Source organism: Kitasatospora sp. NPDC032121, assembly GCF_055580145.1.
Genome location: NZ_JBVILX010000010.1, coordinates 63,318 through 80,692, shown reverse-complemented (window position 1 = coordinate 80,692; position 17,375 = coordinate 63,318). Strand labels below are relative to the sequence as shown.

Genomic DNA, 17,375 nt, shown 5'->3' with positions numbered 1-17,375 from the left:
CAGCGAACGACGAACAGCGAACGACGAACGGCGAACGGCGGACAGATGACAGATTTCAAAATCTGTCATCTGTCCGCCGTCATCTGTTCGCCGAAGGCCGCCAGTCCCGCTAGTACTGCAGGGACTTGTACTGGAGGAACTCCTCCAGCCCGTGGCGGCCCAGCTCCCGGCCGAGGCCCGAGCTCTTGTAGCCGCCGAAGGGCGCGAGCGGGTTGAAGCGGCCGCCGTTGAGGTCGACCTGGCCGGAGTCGAGGCGGCGGGCGAAGACGGCGGCGGTGTCGGTGTCGCGGGCCCAGACGCCCCCGGACAGGCCGTACGGGGTGCCGTTGGCGAGTTCGGCGGCGTGGTCCTCGTCGCGGTAGCGCATGATCGCCAGGACGGGGCCGAAGACCTCCTCCTGGGCCACCGTCATCTCCGGGGTCACGTCGGCGAGCACCGTCGGGTGGACGTAGTAGCCCGCGGGCAGGTCGGCGACCGGCTCCGAGCCGCCGACGACCAGCCGGGCGCCCTCGGCCAGCGCGCCGTCGATGTAGCCGCGAACCCTGGCCAGCTGCCTGGCGTTGACCAGCGGGCCGATCCGGGTCTGCGGGTCGGTCGGGTCGCCCGGCCGGTACTGGGCGGCGACCTCCGCGGCCCGGGCGACCGCCTCCTCGTACTGGTCCCGGTGGACCAGCAGCCGGGTCAGCGCGCTGCAGGTCTGGCCCGAGTTGGCGAAGACGTTGGCGACGTTCGCCTTGACAGCGCGGGCCAGGTCGGCACCGGGCAGCACCACGTTGGCCGACTTGCCGCCCAGCTCCAGGGAGACCCGCTTCAGCCCCCGGCCGGCCGTCTCGGCGACCTGCCGGCCGACGGCGGTGGAGCCGGTGAACGAGACCAGGTCCACCTCCCGGTGCCCGACGAGCGCCGCGCCCGCCACCGCGCCGGTGCCGGTCACCAGGTTGAAGGCGCCCGCCGGGAACCCGGCCTCGTGCACCAGCCGGGCGAACAGCCGGGCCACCAGTGGGGTGTCCTCGGCCGGCTTGAGGACCACCGGGCAGCCGGCCGCCAGCGCCGGGACGGCCTTGGCCACGATCTGGTGCAGCGGGTAGTTCCACGGCGTGATCGCCGCGACCACCCCGGCCGGCTCGGCGTGCACCACCGAGTTGCCGATCCGCTCCTCGAAGGGGTGCTCGGCGAGCAGTGACAGGTAGGAGGTCGCCACGGCGAGCGGCAGCCCTGCGTGCACGGCGCCGGTGAAGCCGACCGGCGAGCCGAGCTCGGCGACGACCGTCTCGGTGATCTCGCCCTGCGCGGCGGCGATCCCGTCCCGCAGCCGGGTCAGCAGCGCCAGCCGCTCCTCGCGGGTGGTCGCGCCCCAGCCGCGGGCCGCCCGCCGGGCCGCCGTCACCGCCGCGTCGACGTCGATCGCGCCGCCGGCCGGCACCGTGGCCAGCACCTGCTCGGTCGCCGGGTTCAGCACGGTGATCGACCCGGTGTCCCCGGAGGGCCGCCACTCGCCGTCGATGTACTGGTCGCCGTGCTCCGGATACTCCGCGTCCTGCCGCACCGATCGTCCCCTCATCAGCTCATCCACTCGACCCGCCTTAACTAGCAGCGCTAGTCGGAGGTCAGTCAATGCGGCGCGGGCGGCCGCGCGCAAGAGTCAATCCGGATCGGCGGACCGGACGGTTACCTCCGAGCGGACCGAACGGTTACCTCGGGGCGAATTACCTCGGAGCGAACCGGACGGTTACCTCGGAGCGAACCGTGCGGTGTACTCGTCGAACGGCTCGATACCCACCTCCGCCCGCCGCTCGTCCAGCCGCTCCGGCTCCTCGCACGGCCACGGCACCGGGCGGCCCTCCGCCACCGCGCCGATCTGCGTTCCGTAGCGTTGCTCCCGCCCCTCGTTGACCGCCAGCCGGTCCTGGAGGAAGGCCAGGTCGCGGGCGCTCGCCTCGCCCCGGGCGACGGCCTCGCCCATCAGCGCCGCCGCCCGCCGCTGGACGTCGAGCTGCCGGTCCGCGTGCTGCGCCACCAGCCAGGCCGCCCGGGCGGCCTCGGGGCCGACGGACTGCTCGGTCGGCCAGCCGTGCGCCGCCATGATCTCCGCGAGCCGGTCCCCGTGCCGGACGGTGAGCCGCCGCCACGCCGCCTGCTCGGCCAGGTCGGGGCTGTTCGCGAACCGGGCGGCCGCGCCGTCCTCGGCCATCATCCCGGTCAGCTCCGCGGCCAGCCGCCCGGCCGCTCCCTCGACGGCCCTCGCGCCTGCCCCCTCGACGGCCCCCGCGCCTGCCCCCTCGACAGGCTCCCCGCCCGGAGCCGCCCCCGCCTCGCCGTCCCGCCGCCGTACGTCCGCCATGCCGATCCGCTCCTCCGGCCCGGGCCCTCCCACCGAGGGCCGCCCGCCACCACGCTAGGCGCGGACGTCGCGACGAAGATCATCCCCGAAGACGGTGACCCGGGGGTGCCGCCCGCGGCAGAATGGATCCACACCGGGAACGGAGCACACCGCGCACCCTCCCCAGGGACGCCGAAGGGCCGGTCGGACGAATCCGACCGGCCCTTCACCGTGAGCCGGCGCGTTCGTGCGCCCGCCCGTTTCCGTCTCAGACCCGCGAGGCCTCCGCGGCGTCGACCGGAGCGGCGCCCTCGGCCTGCGCGATCTCCTCGCGGACCGCGGCCAGCGAGGGGTTGGCCCAGGCGCTGGCGACGCCCCAGCGGTAGAACGCCAGCCCGATCGCGGCGACGATCAGCAGGTCCCAGCCCTCCGGCAGGTAGCCGTGCCCGCCGAAGTCGGCGCTGCCCGCCCAGGAGACGCCGGCCATCACGAACAGGTACGCGACCATCCAGGCGCCCGCCTTCAGGTGCGGCTTCAGCTCGGCGAACGGCTTGCGCAGCTCGTACCAGGCCCAGATCGGCAGACCGGCGGCCATCAGCAGGATGACCTTGCCGGTGAGCGGCCAGCGGGCCCAGTAGAGCACCAGGGAGCCGAACACCATCGCGACCGGGGCGATCACCGGCATGGCGCGCAGCCGCACCGGCCGGGGCAGGTCGGGGGCCAGGCGGCGCAGCGCCATCACGGCGACCGGGCCGGTGATGTACGAGATCACGGTGGCCACCGAGACGATCTCGGCCAGCGAGCCCCAGCCGCGGAAGACGGCGAGGAACATGAAGGCGACCACCAGGTTGAGCACCAGCGCCGGGCGCGGGATGCCGGTCTTGGCGTCGACCCGGCCGAAGATCTTCGGCAGGTGGCCGTTCTCCTGCACGCCGTGGATCATGCGCGAGGTGGTGGCGGCGTAGATCATGCCGGTGCCGGAGGGCGAGATGAAGGCGTCCGCGTACAGCGTGATCGCCAGCCAGTTGAGGCCCCAGGCGATGGCCAGGTCGGCCAGCGGCGAGGTGTAGGCGAGGTTGCTCCAGCCGTTCGCCAGGTCGCCGCCCGGGATGGCGCCGAGGAAGGCGATCTGCAGCGCGACGTAGATCACCAGGGCGATCAGGATCGAGCCGATGACGGCCTTCGGCAGCGACTTGCCGGGGTTGCGGGCCTCGCCGGCCATGTTGAGCGGGGACTGGAAGCCGTTGAAGGCCCAGACGATGCCGGAGACCGCGACGGCGGTGAACACCGCGCTCCAGCCGTTCGGCGCGAAGCCGCCGTGGTCGGTGAAGTGCGAGGTGTCGAAGTGCGCGAAGAGCAGCGCGCCGGCGGTCAGCGTCGGCACGACGACCTTGAAGACGGTGATCGCGGTGTTGGTCTTGGCGAACAGCGTGATCGCGAACCAGTTGAGGGCGAAGTAGACGAGCAGCAGCACGCTGGCGAGTGCCACGCCGCTGAGGGTCAACTCCTTGCCGTCGTACAACCCCTTCGCCCAGCCGAAGTCCCAGGAGCTCATGTACTGGACGGAGGCGGTGGCCTCACCCGGGATGACCGAGACGATGGCGATCCAGTTGGCCCAGGCGGCCAGGTAGCCGGCCAGCGAGCCGTGCGAGTACTGGCCGTACCGGACCATGCCGCCGGCCTTGGGGAACATCGAGCCCAGCTCGCTGTAGGTGAGCGCGATGGTCAGCGCCACCGCGGCGCCGATCACCCAGGCGAGGATCGAGGCGGGTCCGGCGAGCTTGGCGGCCCGCTCGGCACCGAACAACCAGCCGGATCCGATGATCGATCCCAGCCCGACCGCGGTCAGGCTGATCGTGCCGAGCGATCGGCGGTAGTTCTGGTGTGATGCCGTCGACGATTCGGGCTCACTCAACGTATCGGTCCTCTCGCTCGTGGTTCATCGGGTGGTGTCGTGTTTTTGCGATTTTGAGCCGTTATTTCGGCAAACGGAGAGCAGCCTATGTCCGAAAACGGGCGAAAACCTCAGAGGAAGCTCAGACCGTCCGATTGTTGCCATCTCGTGTCCGGCTTCCCGGGCCGGTGTGGACCGGCGAGGAGACGGACGCCACAACGCCCGGAAGGGGGCGGCGGTGGCCGGGAATGATGATCAGGCCGGCCCGACGAAATGGGGCGGGCCGGAAAAACGAAATTCCCCGTGGAGCCTCTCGGCTTCCACGGGGAATTTCGGCTGTGTCCGAGGGGGGACTTGAACCCCCACGCCCGATAAAGGGCACTAGCACCTCAAGCTAGCGCGTCTGCCATTCCGCCACCCGGACCGGGTGTGTGCTTCGGGGACTTTTTCCTCGCCCCCTCGGCGACAAAGAGAACATTACCAGGGTTCTGGAGTGCTTCTCACCAGCGCTTCCTCCGGACCACCCCGCCGGACGCCCCGGTGGGGGCAACCGGGGCCGCGACACCGCGCCACCGCCTGCCCCGCCACCGCCCGCCCCGCACGGCGCCCGCACAGGTTGGTACGCCCGGCCAACACGCTCGAATCCGGATCGAACCGGTGGTGTCCGCGAAGGAACCGGTCGACTCCCGTCCCGTCCGCGGTCGGTTGAGGCCGGAACCGATCCGACACGGGCAACTTGTCGACGGTGCCACGGCCGTGGCGGCGGCTCTCCTAGCCTCTGTGGACCGAGGGCGCCATGAAGCGGATCGCCTGATTCCCGGGTCGCGGACGAAGGGCGGCTGGACGTGGAGCAGATCAGCGGAACGGCGAAGGCCGAACCGAGACGCGGTGGGCGGGCGGAGGGCTCCGGCGGGACCCGGGCCTCCGCGGGCCTCGCCGAGGGCGTGTGGCGCTTCCCTGCGCCCGCCACCGAGGCCTCGGTGCCGGTGACCCGGCACGCGGTGCGCGACCGCCTGCTGGCGCAGGGCCTGAACGGGGTGCGCTACCAGGAGCTGGTGGACGACCTGCTGCTGATCGTCTCGGAGCTGGTGAGCAACGCGGTGACGCACGCCGCCGAGCTGTCGCCCGAGGTGGTCACCGAGCTGTCGGTGCACCGGGCCTGGGTGCGCGTGTCGGTCGAGGACGGCGATCCGTACCGGCCGAAGGCGCTGGAGAACGACACCGGAAGCACCGGCGGGCGCGGCCTGCTGCTGGTGAAGAGCGTCACCCTGCAGGCCGGCGGGGTGTGCGACGTCGAACACACGGGGGAGGGCGGCAAGGTCATCTGGGCCTCGCTGCCCGTCCCCCCGGAGCCCGGACACTGACCGGCCGGACGGCGGACCAGGCCGCCGACGGGAGCGGCCGGGCCGTCCACCGCGGGGGCCGGGCCGCCGACCGGAGCGGCCGGGCCGTCCACCGCGGGGGCCGGGCCGCCGACCGGAGCGGCCCCAACCGCCGGACGGCTACCGGACGACTACCAGTCCCGCCCGGCGATCTCCCGGATACCCGGCAGCGCGGCCTCGAAGACCGTCTCGAACCAGACCGAGAACGGCCGCTCCGCCCGCAGCTCCCGCAGTTCCTGCGCGGTGACGAAGGCGACGTCGTCCACCTCCTCCGGGGCCGGCTCGACCGGAGCGGTGACCAGTCCCACGAACAGGTGGTTCCACTCCCGCTCGATCAGCCCGGACGCCTCGTCCGGCAGGTCGTAGCGGACGGTGCCCGCCTCGCACAGCAGCGCCGGTGCGACGCCCAGTTCCTCGGCGGTGCGCCGGGCGGCGGCGACGAACGGCGGCTCGTCCGGGTACGGGTGGCCGCAGCAGGTGTTCGACCAGACGCCGGGGGAGTGGTACTTGCCCAGTGCCCGGCGCTGGAGCAGCAGCCGGCCCTGGCGGTCGAACAGGAAGACCGAGAAGGCCCGGTGCAGCCGGCCCGGCTGCTGGTGGGCCCAGAGCTTCTCGCCGGTGCCGATGGTGACGCCCTCGTCGTCGACCAGTTCCAGCAGGATCTCGGCGCCGGCCTGGGCGGAGCCGGTGGCCCGGGCGTCGACCGTCACATCGGTCTCCACGTCGAGACCGGTGTCGATGTCGGCGGCGAAGTGCGTCGGGTCGGTCGGCAGACTCTGGGGCATGGGGCCTCTTTCGGGAGCGGGAGCAACGGGAGCATCGGGCGTCTCCGACGCACCGGGTGGTGTGCGGCGGACACAGCTTGGGCACCGGCGCCGACGTCGGGGTCCAGTCTGCCGTATGGGTGGCACTCGGCAGGGGTACCACGCACAACCGGACGGATCATGACCTGGAGGCGTCGGAAACCGGCCGGAGAAGGGCCCGGGACGTCTCTGTAAGGGTCAGGAATTCGCAGAACCGTTCTATGTTCGTTCGGAGTCCGTTCGACCGCTCCGCGGCGTCCCGCGGCGCGCCCCGGGCGGGGCGCAGCGGTCCCGCGGCCGCCCCGCCACCGCTCCGTCCGTCGCCCCGCCCGCCCTCCTGCGGGCCGTCCGGCCTGCGGTCCGGGCCCGCGGGCGCGTTCTGGCCGGTCGCCCTGGTCGCCTACCATCACATACGACACGGTGCCCGGATCTGTGCCGGCACCGGCGCGCCGCCGCCCGGCCCGGTCGAACACCGGCTCGAGGACCAATGGCGCCGCCTTCCGGCACGGCCTTCCGGGCACAGCACGACGGATCAGGAGACCCGCATGATCGGCCTCGTTCTGGCAGCCGGCGCCGGCCGCCGACTGCGCCCGTACACCGACACCCTGCCCAAGGCGCTGGTGCCGGTCGACGGGGAGCGGACCGTCCTGGACCTCACGCTCGGCAACTTCGCCGAGGTCGGGCTGAGCGACGCCGCGATCGTCGTCGGCTACCGCAAGGAGGCGGTGTACGACCGCAAGGACGCCCTGGAGAGCAAGTACGGCGTCAAGCTCCACCTGGTCGAGAACGACAAGGCCGAGGAGTGGAACAACGCGTACTCGCTCTGGTGCGCCCGCGAGCTGTTCGCCGAGGGCCTGCTGCTCGCCAACGGCGACACCGTCCACCCGGCCTCCGTCCAGCGCACCATGCTGGAGGGCAACCGGCGACTGACCGAGGCCGGCACCGCCCCCGGCATCCTGCTCGCCCTCGACACGGTCAAGAAGCTCGCCGACGAGGAGATGAAGGTCGTCGTCGACCCGGCCTCCGGGATGCGCCGGATCACCAAGCTGATGGAGCCGGCCGAGGCGACCGGCGAGTACATCGGCGTCACCGTGATCAACCCGTCCGCCGCCGCCGACCTCACCGACGCGCTGCGCGCCACCTACGAGCGCGACCCTCAGCTGTACTACGAGGACGGCTACCAGGAGATGGTGAACCGCGGCCTGCGGATCGACGTGCAGCCGATCGGCGAGGTCTCCTGGGTCGAGGTGGACAACCACGACGACCTGGCGAAGGCGCGGGAGATCGCGTGCCGGTACTGACCCGACTGGTCCCGTCGCCGCTGTTCGTCGAGATCCGCCCGGGCGCGCTGGACGCGCTCGGCGGCATCCTCGCGGACCAGCGGCTGTCGGCCTCGGGCCGGATCGCGGTCGCGATCAGCAACGGCTCCGGCTCGGCCATGCGCCGCCGCCTGGAGCCGGCCCTGCCCGGCGCCGACTGGTACAACGTGGACGACGGCAGCCTGGACAGCGCGGTGCGGCTGGCCGAGGCGATGCGCGGCGGGCACTACGACGCGATCGTCGGCCTCGGGGGCGGCAAGATCATCGACGCCGCCAAGTACGCCGCGGCCCGGGTCGGCCTGCCGCTGGTCGCGGTGGCCACCAACCTGGCCCACGACGGCATCTGCTCGCCGGTCTCCACCCTGGACAACGACGCCGGCCGCGGCTCCTACGGGGTGCCCAGCCCGATCGGCATCGTGGTCGACCTGGACGTGATCCGGCAGGCCCCGCAGCGCTTCGTGGCGGCCGGCGTGGGCGACGTCGTCTCCAACATCTCCGCGTGCGCGGACTGGGAGCTGTCACACGCGGTGACCGGCGAGCCGGTGGACGGGCTGGCCGTGGCGATGGCCCGCTCGGCGGGCGAGAACCTGCTGCGGCACCCGGGGAGCACCCGGGACCAGGACCTCCTGACGGCGCTGGCCGAGGCCCTGGTACTGTCCGGCATCGCGATGAACATCGCGGGCAGCACCCGGCCCTCGTCGGGGGCCTGCCACGAGATCTCGCATGCCCTGGACGTGCTGTACCCCAAGCGGTCCGCCCAGCACGGCGAGCAGGTCGGCCTCGGCGCCGCCTTCGCCAGTTTCCTGCGGGGCGAGCGCGAGCTGACCGGTCTGATCGTGGAGCGCCTGGCGAGCCACGGACTGCCGGTGACCGCCGCTCAGATCGGCTTCAGCGAGGCGGAGTTCACCGAAGCGGTGCACTACGCTCCGAACACCCGACCGGGGCGCTTCACCATCCTCGAACACCTCGACCTCTCCCCTTCCGCAATCAGGGACGCGTACGCCGACTATGTCCAAGCCGTCAACAGCTGACCCCTCCACCGCGGGCGCCGGGCGTCCTCCGGTGGACCTGACCCGCCGGCCCTCGATCGAGGAGCTGCGCGCGGTGATCCACCCGGAGGGCATGCTCCAGCGCCGCAGCGCCGAGCACTGGGCCGGACGCCTGTACATGCGGAAGATCTCGCTGCGGATCACCCGCGTGCTGTCCACCATGACGGCGATCACGCCCAACGGCCTGACGTACCTGATGATGTTCACCGGCATCCTGGCCGGTGCCGCGTTGGTCGTGCCGGGCGTCGCGGGCGCCGTCCTGGGCGCCCTGCTGATCCAGGTCTACCTGCTGCTGGACTGCGTGGACGGCGAGGTGGCCCGCTGGCGCCGGCAGACCTCGCTCACCGGCGTCTACCTGGACCGGGTCGGCCACTACATGTCCGAGGCGGCGCTGCTGACCGGTCTCGGCCTGCGTGCCACCGACCTGCTGCACCGCGAGGGGGCCGGCTCGCACTGGGAGTGGGCCTTCCTCGGCACGCTGGCCGCGCTCGGCGCGATCCTGATCAAGTCCGAGACCGACCTGGTGGACGTGGCCCGGGCCCGCAGCGGCCTGACGGCCGTCGAGGACAGCGCCTCGGTGCCGCGCTCGTCCTCCGTCGCCAAGGCCCGCCGGGCGGCCTCCTTCCTGAAGTTCCACCGCCTGGTCGGCGCGGTCGAGGCCTCGCTGTTCATCCTGGCCGCCGGCGTCGCCGACGCCGTGCACGGCGGACTCCTCTTCACCCGGCTCGCGGTGGTCGTCCTGGCGGCGATCGCGATGCTCCAGACCGTGCTGCACCTGCTGAGCATCGTCCTCTCCAGCAGGCTCCGGTGAACGCGCGGACGGCCGCGGACGACTTCCGCCTCGGCGCCGTGATCATCACCATGGGCAACCGGCCCGCCGAGCTCAACGCCCTGATCGAAGCCGTCCGCGCCCAGGAGGGCCCGGCGGTCGAGCTGGCCGTGGTCGGCCAGGGCGTGACGCTGCCCCCGCTGCCGGAGGGCGTGCGCAGCGTCGAGCTGCCGGAGAACCTCGGCATCCCGGGCGGGCGCAACGTCGGCATCGAGCTGTTCGGCCGGGACGGTGCGGAGGTCGACGCCGTCCTCTTCCTGGACGACGACGGGAACCTGCCGCGCACCGACTCGGCCCGCCTGCTGCGCGAGGCCTTCACCGCCGATCCGGAGCTGGGCATCGTCTCCTTCCGGATCGCCGACCCGGACACCGGGGTCACCCAGCGCCGCCACGTCCCCCGGCTGCGCGCCAGCGACCCGCTGCGCTCGTCCCGGGTGACGACGTTCCTGGGCGGCGCGAGCGCGGTGCGCTGCAAGGTGTTCGAGCAGGCCGGGCAGCTGCCCGCCGAGTTCTTCTACGCCCACGAGGAGACCGACCTCGCGTGGCGCGCGCTGGACGCCGGCTGGGCCATCGACTACCGGGCGGACGTGGTGCTGCACCATCCCACGACCTCGCCCGCCCGTCACGCGAGCTACTTCCACAACGTGGCCCGCAACCGGGTCTGGCTCGCGAGGCGGAACCTTCCGGCCCTGTTGGTGCCTCTCTATCTGGGAACCTGGTTCCTGCTGACCCTGGCCCGCCGCCCCTCCCCGGAGGCGCTGAAGGCCTGGTGGGGCGGATTCCGGGCGGGCTGGCGCGAACCCTGTGGTCCGCGGCGGCCCATGCGGTGGCGTACCGTCTGGCGACTGACCAGGCTGGGCCGACCACCGATCATCTGATCGCATCTGATGACATATGCATCGAATGATCGATCGCTGCGGCCGGTGTCCCCACACCGGCCGGCTCTCCCGAGACCCCAGTGGATCCCCATCGGCGCAGACCGGCGGACCCCGCCGACCGGCCGCCCCGACCGATCCCGCGTGAAGGACGAATGTGTCGACAGTGAGTGAACCCGTCAGCCTCTCGGCCCCCAGGGGGGCGGACGCGGGCCTGACCCCCAAGCAGCTTGCGGACAAGTACGGTCTGAAGGTGAGCGGCGCCCGTCCCGGCCTGTTCGCCTACTCCAAGCAGCTCTGGGCCCGGCGCCACTTCATCTGGGCCTTCGCCACCGCCCGCCTGGTGGCCCAGTACACCAACGCCAAGCTCGGCCAGCTGTGGCAGGTGGTGACCCCGCTGCTCAACTGCGCGGTGTTCTACCTGGTCTTCGGCGTGATCCTGGCGGGCAAGCAGGGCTTCCCGGACAACACCTACATCGCCTGGCTCTGCATCGGCGTGTTCGTCTTCCAGTTCACCCAGAACGCGGTGCAGACCGGCACCCGGGCGATCTCCGACAGCCTCGGGCTGATCCGGGCGCTGCACTTCCCCCGGGCCAGCCTCCCGATCGCCTTCACCGTGATCCAGCTCCAGCAGCTGCTGATCTCCATGGTGGTCCTGGTCGTCACCGTGCTCGCCGCCGGCGTCACCCCGGGCCGGACCTGGCTGCTGATCATCCCGGCGCTTCTCCTGCAGACGCTCTTCAACACCGGCATCTCCCTGGTGATGGCCCGGATCGGCTCCAAGACCAGCGACATCTCCCAGCTCATCCCGTTCGTGATGCGCGCCTGGATGTTCCTGTCCGGTGTGATGTTCAGCATCCAGGACAAGATCACCCACTGGCCGCACTACATCCAGACGCTGATGTCGGCGAACCCGGCGTCGGTCTACATGGACCTGCTGCGGCACGCCTTCGCGCCGGTCATCTACAACCCGCACCAGCCGGTGCACCAGACCCTCCCGCCGCACCAGTGGGCGTACGGCATCGCCTGGGGCGTGGGCATGTTCGTCGTCGGATACGTCTTCTTCTGGAAGGCAGAGGAGGAGTACGGCCGTGGCTGACATCGACCTGAGCACGAGCGCCGCCGTTGCGGACGCGGACGTGGCCCGCGAGCCCACCGTCGTCGTCGACGACGTGCACATCGTCTACAAGGTGCACGGCGCCGGCTCCGGCAAGGGCAGCGCCACCTCGGCGCTGAGCCGCATCATCAGCCGCAAGCGCGCCTCCGGCGTGCGCGAGGTGCACGCGGTCAGGGGCATCAGCTTCACCGCCTACAAGGGCGAGGCGATCGGCCTGATCGGCTCCAACGGCTCCGGCAAGTCGACCATGCTGGCCGCCATCGCGGGCCTGCTGCCGACCGAGAAGGGCGGCATCTACACCAACGGCCAGCCCTCGCTGCTGGGCGTCAACGCCGCGCTGATGAACGAGCTCACCGGTGAGCGCAACGTCATCCTCGGCTGCCTGGCGATGGGCATGACCCCGGCCCAGGTGAAGGCCCGCTACCAGGACATCGTCGACTTCTCGGGCATCAACGACAAGGGCGACTTCATCTCCCTGCCGATGCGCACCTACTCCTCCGGCATGGGCGCCCGGCTGCGCTTCTCGATCGCCGCCGCCAAGACCCACGACGTGCTGCTGATCGACGAGGCCCTCGCCACCGGCGACCAGGCCTTCCAGCAGCGCAGCAAGCGGCGGATCGACGAGCTGCGCGCGTCCGCCGGTACGGTCTTCCTGGTCAGCCACGACAACAACTCGATCCGCGAGGTCTGCGAGCGGACGATATGGATCGAGGCCGGCGAGCTGGTCATGGACGGGCCGACCGAGGAGGTCGTCCAGCGCTACGAGCGCGGCGAGCGGCCGTAGCTCCGGCACTCCCGCAGGGGCCGGTCCCGGATCCTCCGGGGCCGGCCCTTCGTCCTGCGCGCCCTCGCGCGCCCTCGTGTGCGCCGGGCGGCCCGCCGCCGCGGCGCGAGCGCCCCGTGCCCCTGGCGGGGCGGTCTTCTCCCGCGCGGCCCGGCGTGTCAGCCTGGTGGTGTCGGGGACGGTGTGCCCTGCGTGACGCCCGCGCTCGGACGCGTGTCCGAGTCGGGCCGGTCCTGCCACGCGGTGTAGAACGGGGGAGTGACAGCAGTGTCGGCTTCGGCCCAGCTCAGAGATACGCCGGTGAACGGTTCCGCGGGAGACACCCTCGACAAGGCGGGCGCGGAGAACTTCCCCGTCGCCCCGTTCTTCCTGCCCGCGGCCTGGCGCGACGACCTGATGGCGGTGTACGGCTTCGCCCGCCTGGTCGACGACGCCGGCGACGGCGACCTGGCCGACCCGGCCGCCACCGCCCGCCTGCTCGGGGTCGAGCAGACGCCCCCGGCCACCCCTTCGGACCACTCCGCCCCGCCCACCGCGCAGGAGACCGCCTTCCGGCTCGCCCTGCTCGACGGACTGGAGCAGGACCTCGACCGGGTGTTCGAGGCGGCCCTGCGCACCGCCGGCGGCTCCGCGGCCGCCACGGACCGCCCCCGTCACCCGCTGCTGAGCGCGCTCGTCCCGCTGGTCGACCGGCACGGCCTGACCCCCGAGCCGTTCCGCCGTCTGATCGAGGCCAACCGGGTGGACCAGACCACCTCCCGCTACGCCACCTTCGAGGACCTGCTCGGCTACTGCACCCTGTCCGCCGACCCGGTCGGCCGCCTCGTGCTGGCCATCGCCGGCGTCTCCACCCCCGAGCGGATCGAGCTGTCGGACGCCGTGTGCAGCGGCCTCCAGGTGGTCGAACACATCCAGGACGTGGCCGAGGACCTGGCCCACGGCCGGATCTACCTGCCCGCCGAGGACCTGGCCCGCTTCGGCGTCACCGAGGCGGACCTGGCCGCCCCCCGCGCCTCCGGCGCGGTCCGCGAGCTGATCGCCTTCGAGGTCGAGCGGGCCCGCACCCTGCTCGACCGCGGCGCACCATTGGTAGGTACGGTTCGGGGGAGGCTTCGACTGCTCCTCGCGGGATTCACCGCAGGCGGCTACGCGGCCCTGGCGGCCGTCGAGGACGCCGGGTACGACGTACTCGCCCGGCAGGCGAGGCCGGACAAGCGCCGCCTCGCAGCGAAGGCGGCGGCCATCTTCGCGAAGGGAAGGTGAACGCCCGCGTGGCGGCATCACCACTGGCGTCGGCCCAGGTCATGGCGGCGTACCGGTACTGCGAGGCAGTCACCGGACTGCAGGCGCGCAACTTCAGCTACGGCATCCGGCTGCTGCCCGAACCCAAGCGGCTGGCCATGTCGGCCCTGTACGCCCTGGCCCGCCGGGTGGACGACATCGGCGACGGCGACCTTCCGGACGACCGCAAGGCCGAGGCGCTGCTGCGCACCCGGGAACTGGTGGACGAGGTCCGCTCCGGGATGGTCGCCGAGGACGACACCGACCCGATCAAGGTCGCCCTGGCCGACGCGGCCCGGCGCTTCCCGATCCCGCTCGGCGGTTTCGACGAGCTGATCGACGGCGTCGAGATGGACCTCAAGGGCGCCGAGTACCAGACCTACGAGGAGCTGAAGGTCTACTGCCGCTGCGTGGCGGGCGCGATCGGCCGGCTCTCGCTGGGCGTCTACGGCTGCGACGACCCCGAGCTCGGGGCGCGCCACGCGGACACCCTGGGCCTGGCGCTGCAGCTCACCAACATCCTGCGCGACCTGCGCGAGGACGCCCTCAACGGCCGTACCTACCTGCCGAGCGAGGACCTGGTCCGGTTCGGCTGCGAGCAGGGCTTCGCCCTGCCCGAGCCGCCGGTCGGCGCGGACTTCACCGGCCTGGTGGCCTTCGAGGCCGCCCGCGCCCAGGCCGCCTTCGAGGAGGGCCTGCGGCTGCTGCCGATGCTCGACCGCCGCAGCCGCGCCTGCACCGCCGCGATGGCCGGGATCTACCACCGCCTGCTCGGCCGGATCGCCGCCGATCCGGAGTCCGTGCTGCGCGGCCGGGTCTCGCTGCCGGGCTGGGAGAAGGCGTACGTGGCGCTTTCCGGGCTCGCCGGGGGGCGTTCTTGATTCTCGCGAGAGTTCTGTCACGCTGTGTCAGCGCGGATCCACCTGCGGATAGTTTTGTGTTGAACGAACGAGGACCGGCTTCAGCGACCGCCCGCGGGCGGTCCACCGACTGCGAGGGGGAGGACCGATGACCGGGCGAGCCGATGCCGCGCGCCCGGCCGCGGTCGTGGTCGGCGGCGGGCTGGCCGGGATCACCACCGCACTGCGCCTCGCCGAGGCGGGCCACCGGGTCACCCTCGCCGAGGCGCGGCCCCGGCTCGGCGGACTGGCCTTCTCCTTCCGGCGCGGCGAGCTGACCGTCGACAACGGCCAGCACGTCTACCTGCGCTGCTGCACCGCCTACCGCGGCCTGCTGGAGCGCCTCGGCGCCACCCGGCTGGTCCACCTCCAGGACCGCCTCGACATCCCGGTGCTCTCCGTCACCGGGCCGCCGGCCGCCCCCGTGCGCACCCTCGGCCGGCTGCGCCGGGCCGGCCTGCCCGTCCCGCTGCACCTGGCCGGCAGCCTGGCCCGCTACCCGCACCTGTCCCCGGCCGACCGCGCCCGGGTGGTCCGCGGCGCGCTCGCCCTGCGGGGCCTGGACCTCGCCGACCCGGCGCTGGACGAGGTCTCCTTCGGCGAGTGGCTGCGCCGCAACGGGCAGAACGCCGCCACCCAGGCCGCCCTGTGGGACCTGGTCGGCGTCGCCACCCTGAACGCCCGGGCCGACCGGGTGTCGCTGGCGCTCGCCGGGATGGTCTTCAAGACCGGCCTGCTCTCCGACCCGGGCGCCTCGGACATCGGCGTCGCCGCCGTCCCGCTCGGCACGATCCACCACGACCGGGCGCTCGCCGAGCTGGAGCGGGCCGACGTCCGGGTGCTGCTGCGGGCCCGGGTGGCCGAGCTGAAGCCGGCCGTCCCGCAGCACGCCGTCCGGCTGGAGGGCGGGGAACTGCTCACCGCCGACACCGTCGTGCTGGCCGGCGCCCAGGACAGCGCGGCCGCGCTGCTGCCGCCGAACGCGGTCCCCGGGCAGGAGCGGCTGGCCGGCTTCGGCACCGCGCCGATCCTCAACGTGCACGTGATCTACGACCGCAAGGTGCTGCGCCGGCCGTTCTTCGCCGCGCTCGGCTCCCCGGTCCAGTGGGTCTTCGACCGCACCGCGCACTCCGGCCTGGCCGCCACCGCGCTGGGCCACGCCCACCCGGGCGCCCAGTACCTGGCGCTGTCCCAGTCCGCCGCGCAGGACGAGATCGACCTGCCGGTCGCCGAGCTGCGCCGGCGCTACCTGCCCGAGCTGGGCCGGCTGCTGCCGGCCGCGGCCCGCGCCGAGGTGCTGGACTTCTTCGTCACCCGGGAACGCACCGCGACCTTCGACCCGGCCCCGGGCAACGGGGCACTGCGCCCCTCCGCCCGCACCGACGTCCCCGGCCTGCTGCTGGCCGGCTCGTGGACGGCCACCGGCTGGCCCGCGACCATGGAGGGGGCCGTGCGCAGCGGCCACGCCGCGGCCGACGCCGCGCTCGCCGCGGCCGGCACCCGGGTGCCGGTGGACCGCGGCGACGGGAGGTGGCCCAGGTGACGGCGGGCCCCGACACCGGAGAGCCCGCCAGAACCGACGGGCGTACCGTCGAGCGCATCGGCGCAACCACCGGCAACGGCCCGTACGGCCGCCCCGGTACCACTGGCACTGGCACTCGGTTCGACACCAGCCGCACCGACAGCACCCGGCCGCCCCGTGCGGTCCGGCACCACGAGGGAGAGGGAACGCACGTGGAGTCACGCACCGGCTTCGCCGTCGGAGGCACGGCGCACGCCGAACCGGTCTCGGTGCCGGAGCTGCTCGCCCGCAGCCGTACGCTCTGCACCCCGCCGCTACGGGCCGCCGTCGCCCGTTTGGCCGCACCCATGGACACCGTCGCCGCCTACCACTTCGGCTGGATCGACCGCGACGGCACCCCGGTGACGGGGGACGGCGGCAAGGCCGTGCGCCCGGCGCTGGCGCTGCTGTCCGCCCGGGCCGCGGGCGCGCCGGCCGAGGTGGGGGTGCCCGGCGGGGTCGCGGTTGAACTGGTGCACAACTTCTCCCTCCTGCATGATGATCTGATGGACGGTGACGAGACCCGACGGCACCGGGCCACTGCCTGGACGGTCTTCGGGCCGGCCCAGGCGATCCTGGTCGGCGACGCCCTGGCGACGCTCGGCACGGAGGTGCTGCTCGACGCCGTGGTGACCGGCGGCACGAGCGCCACCGACGCCGCGCGGGCCGTGCGGCTGCTCACCACGGCGACCCGCCGGCTGATCGACGGCCAGGCGATGGACGTCGCCTTCGAACAGCGCGACAGCGTCACGGTCGCCGAGTGCCTGGAGATGGAGGGCGGCAAGACGGCGGCACTGCTGGCCGCCGCCTCGGCGATCGGCGCCGTCCTGGCCGGCGCCGACGACAAGGTCTCCGACGCGCTCCAGCGCTACGGCCACCACCTGGGCCTGGCCTTCCAGGCGGTGGACGACCTGCTCGGCATCTGGGGCGCCACCGAGGTCACCGGCAAGCCGCACTGGGGGGACCTGCGCCAGCGCAAGAAGTCCCTGCCGGTGGCCGCCGCGCTGGCCGAGGGCGGAGCGGCCTCGCGCCGGCTCGCCGAGCAGCTGGCCGACCCGAAGGGACGTGGAGAGGAGAGCGAGCCCGAGCTCGCCGCCCGGGCCGCGCTGATCGAGGAGGCCGGCGGCCGTGCCTGGACCCAGGAGGAGGCCCGCCGCCAGCACACGACTGCCCTCGCCGCCCTGGACGAGGTGCCCATGACCGACGAGGTGCGGGAGCACTTCGTCGCACTCGCCGAATTCGTGGTGGTACGAGAGAGGTGA

The 17,375-nt window shown here is 72.8% G+C and carries 15 protein-coding genes and 1 tRNA gene; 11 read left to right on the top strand and 5 right to left on the bottom strand.

Annotated elements, in window-relative coordinates; translation table 11 throughout:
- Positions 1-109: 109 nt before the first annotated feature.
- The 4 genes from ACZ5OX_RS24065 to ACZ5OX_RS24050 form a co-directional block, all read right to left on the bottom strand.
- Entirely contained in the window at positions 110-1,561 is a 1,452-nt protein-coding gene (locus ACZ5OX_RS24065; protein ID WP_465632821.1) for an aldehyde dehydrogenase family protein, read from the bottom strand.
- Between the two features lie 168 nt (positions 1,562-1,729).
- A complete protein-coding gene (locus ACZ5OX_RS24060; RefSeq protein WP_465633120.1) occupies positions 1,730-2,194 on the bottom strand; it encodes a DUF6624 domain-containing protein in 465 nt (154 codons plus the stop codon).
- 394 nt (positions 2,195-2,588) lie between these two features.
- Complete coding sequence (locus ACZ5OX_RS24055; RefSeq protein WP_465632820.1) at positions 2,589-4,235, bottom strand: APC family permease; 1,647 nt, start codon at positions 4,233-4,235, stop codon at positions 2,589-2,591.
- Positions 4,236-4,553: 318 nt separating this feature from the next.
- Positions 4,554-4,638 (bottom strand) — tRNA-Leu (locus ACZ5OX_RS24050).
- 421 nt (positions 4,639-5,059) lie between these two features.
- Between ACZ5OX_RS24050 and ACZ5OX_RS24045 the strand changes: the two genes are divergently transcribed.
- Positions 5,060-5,578, top strand: a complete 519-nt coding sequence (locus tag ACZ5OX_RS24045; protein ID WP_465632818.1) for an ATP-binding protein — start codon at positions 5,060-5,062, stop codon at positions 5,576-5,578.
- A 149-nt stretch (positions 5,579-5,727) separates the two neighbouring features.
- On the opposite strand, the gene idi is transcribed toward ACZ5OX_RS24045, so the two are convergent.
- The gene (gene idi / locus ACZ5OX_RS24040; protein WP_465632816.1) at positions 5,728-6,381 is read right to left on the bottom strand and encodes an isopentenyl-diphosphate Delta-isomerase; all 654 of its coding nucleotides are present in this window, start codon (positions 6,379-6,381) and stop codon (positions 5,728-5,730) included.
- A 563-nt stretch (positions 6,382-6,944) separates the two neighbouring features.
- On the opposite strand from idi, the gene ACZ5OX_RS24035 reads away from it, so the two are divergent.
- The 10 genes from ACZ5OX_RS24035 to ACZ5OX_RS23990 all read left to right on the top strand — a co-directional run bounded on the left by ACZ5OX_RS24035 (position 6,945) and on the right by ACZ5OX_RS23990 (position 17,375).
- Positions 6,945-7,700: a phosphocholine cytidylyltransferase family protein gene (locus ACZ5OX_RS24035; RefSeq protein ID WP_449788755.1), complete on the top strand. Its 756-nt coding sequence runs from the start codon at positions 6,945-6,947 to the stop codon at positions 7,698-7,700.
- The gene (locus tag ACZ5OX_RS24030) at positions 7,688-8,749 is read left to right on the top strand and encodes an iron-containing alcohol dehydrogenase family protein (protein WP_449788754.1); all 1,062 of its coding nucleotides are present in this window, start codon (positions 7,688-7,690) and stop codon (positions 8,747-8,749) included. The genes ACZ5OX_RS24035 and ACZ5OX_RS24030 overlap by 13 nt, the downstream gene beginning before the upstream one ends.
- A 91-nt stretch (positions 8,750-8,840) precedes the next feature.
- On the top strand, positions 8,841-9,578 hold the full coding sequence (locus ACZ5OX_RS24025; RefSeq protein WP_392875814.1) for a CDP-alcohol phosphatidyltransferase family protein: 738 nt from the start codon (positions 8,841-8,843) through the stop codon (positions 9,576-9,578).
- 50 nt (positions 9,579-9,628) lie between these two features.
- Positions 9,629-10,474 (top strand): glycosyltransferase family 2 protein, encoded by an 846-nt coding sequence (locus tag ACZ5OX_RS24020; RefSeq protein WP_449788879.1) that lies wholly within the window; start codon positions 9,629-9,631, stop codon positions 10,472-10,474.
- A gap of 154 nt (positions 10,475-10,628) precedes the next feature.
- Positions 10,629-11,570 (top strand): ABC transporter permease, encoded by a 942-nt coding sequence (locus ACZ5OX_RS24015; RefSeq protein ID WP_449788753.1) that lies wholly within the window; start codon positions 10,629-10,631, stop codon positions 11,568-11,570.
- Entirely contained in the window at positions 11,563-12,372 is an 810-nt protein-coding gene (locus ACZ5OX_RS24010; protein WP_449788752.1) for an ABC transporter ATP-binding protein, read from the top strand. The genes ACZ5OX_RS24015 and ACZ5OX_RS24010 overlap by 8 nt, the downstream gene beginning before the upstream one ends.
- Before the next feature lie 300 nt (positions 12,373-12,672).
- Positions 12,673-13,635 (top strand): squalene synthase HpnC, encoded by a 963-nt coding sequence (hpnC, locus tag ACZ5OX_RS24005; protein ID WP_465632813.1) that lies wholly within the window; start codon positions 12,673-12,675, stop codon positions 13,633-13,635.
- Positions 13,636-13,676: 41 nt separating this feature from the next.
- Positions 13,677-14,534, top strand: coding sequence for a presqualene diphosphate synthase HpnD (hpnD, locus tag ACZ5OX_RS24000; RefSeq protein ID WP_465633119.1), 858 nt, complete (start codon positions 13,677-13,679; stop codon positions 14,532-14,534).
- A gap of 127 nt (positions 14,535-14,661) precedes the next feature.
- On the top strand, positions 14,662-16,095 hold the full coding sequence (gene hpnE, locus ACZ5OX_RS23995; RefSeq protein ID WP_465632811.1) for a hydroxysqualene dehydroxylase HpnE: 1,434 nt from the start codon (positions 14,662-14,664) through the stop codon (positions 16,093-16,095).
- 191 nt (positions 16,096-16,286) lie between these two features.
- The gene (locus ACZ5OX_RS23990) at positions 16,287-17,375 is read left to right on the top strand and encodes a polyprenyl synthetase family protein (RefSeq protein ID WP_465632810.1); all 1,089 of its coding nucleotides are present in this window, start codon (positions 16,287-16,289) and stop codon (positions 17,373-17,375) included.

Excerpts from the sequence above, each read along its gene's own strand:
- ACZ5OX_RS24035 (WP_449788755.1), top strand. The coding sequence starts at position 6,945 with ATGATCGGCCTCGTTCTGGCAGCCGGCGCCGGCCGCCGACTGCGCCCG.
- hpnD (WP_465633119.1), top strand. The coding sequence starts at position 13,677 with ATGGCGGCGTACCGGTACTGCGAGGCAGTCACCGGACTGCAGGCGCGC.
- ACZ5OX_RS24020 (WP_449788879.1), top strand. The coding sequence starts at position 9,629 with ATGGGCAACCGGCCCGCCGAGCTCAACGCCCTGATCGAAGCCGTCCGC.
- ACZ5OX_RS24060 (WP_465633120.1), bottom strand. The coding sequence starts at position 2,194 with ATGATGGCCGAGGACGGCGCGGCCGCCCGGTTCGCGAACAGCCCCGAC.
- ACZ5OX_RS24025 (WP_392875814.1), top strand. The coding sequence starts at position 8,841 with ATGCTCCAGCGCCGCAGCGCCGAGCACTGGGCCGGACGCCTGTACATG.
- hpnE (WP_465632811.1), top strand. The coding sequence starts at position 14,662 with ATGACCGGGCGAGCCGATGCCGCGCGCCCGGCCGCGGTCGTGGTCGGC.
- ACZ5OX_RS24065 (WP_465632821.1), bottom strand. The coding sequence starts at position 1,561 with ATGAGGGGACGATCGGTGCGGCAGGACGCGGAGTATCCGGAGCACGGC.
- idi (WP_465632816.1), bottom strand. The coding sequence starts at position 6,381 with ATGCCCCAGAGTCTGCCGACCGACCCGACGCACTTCGCCGCCGACATC.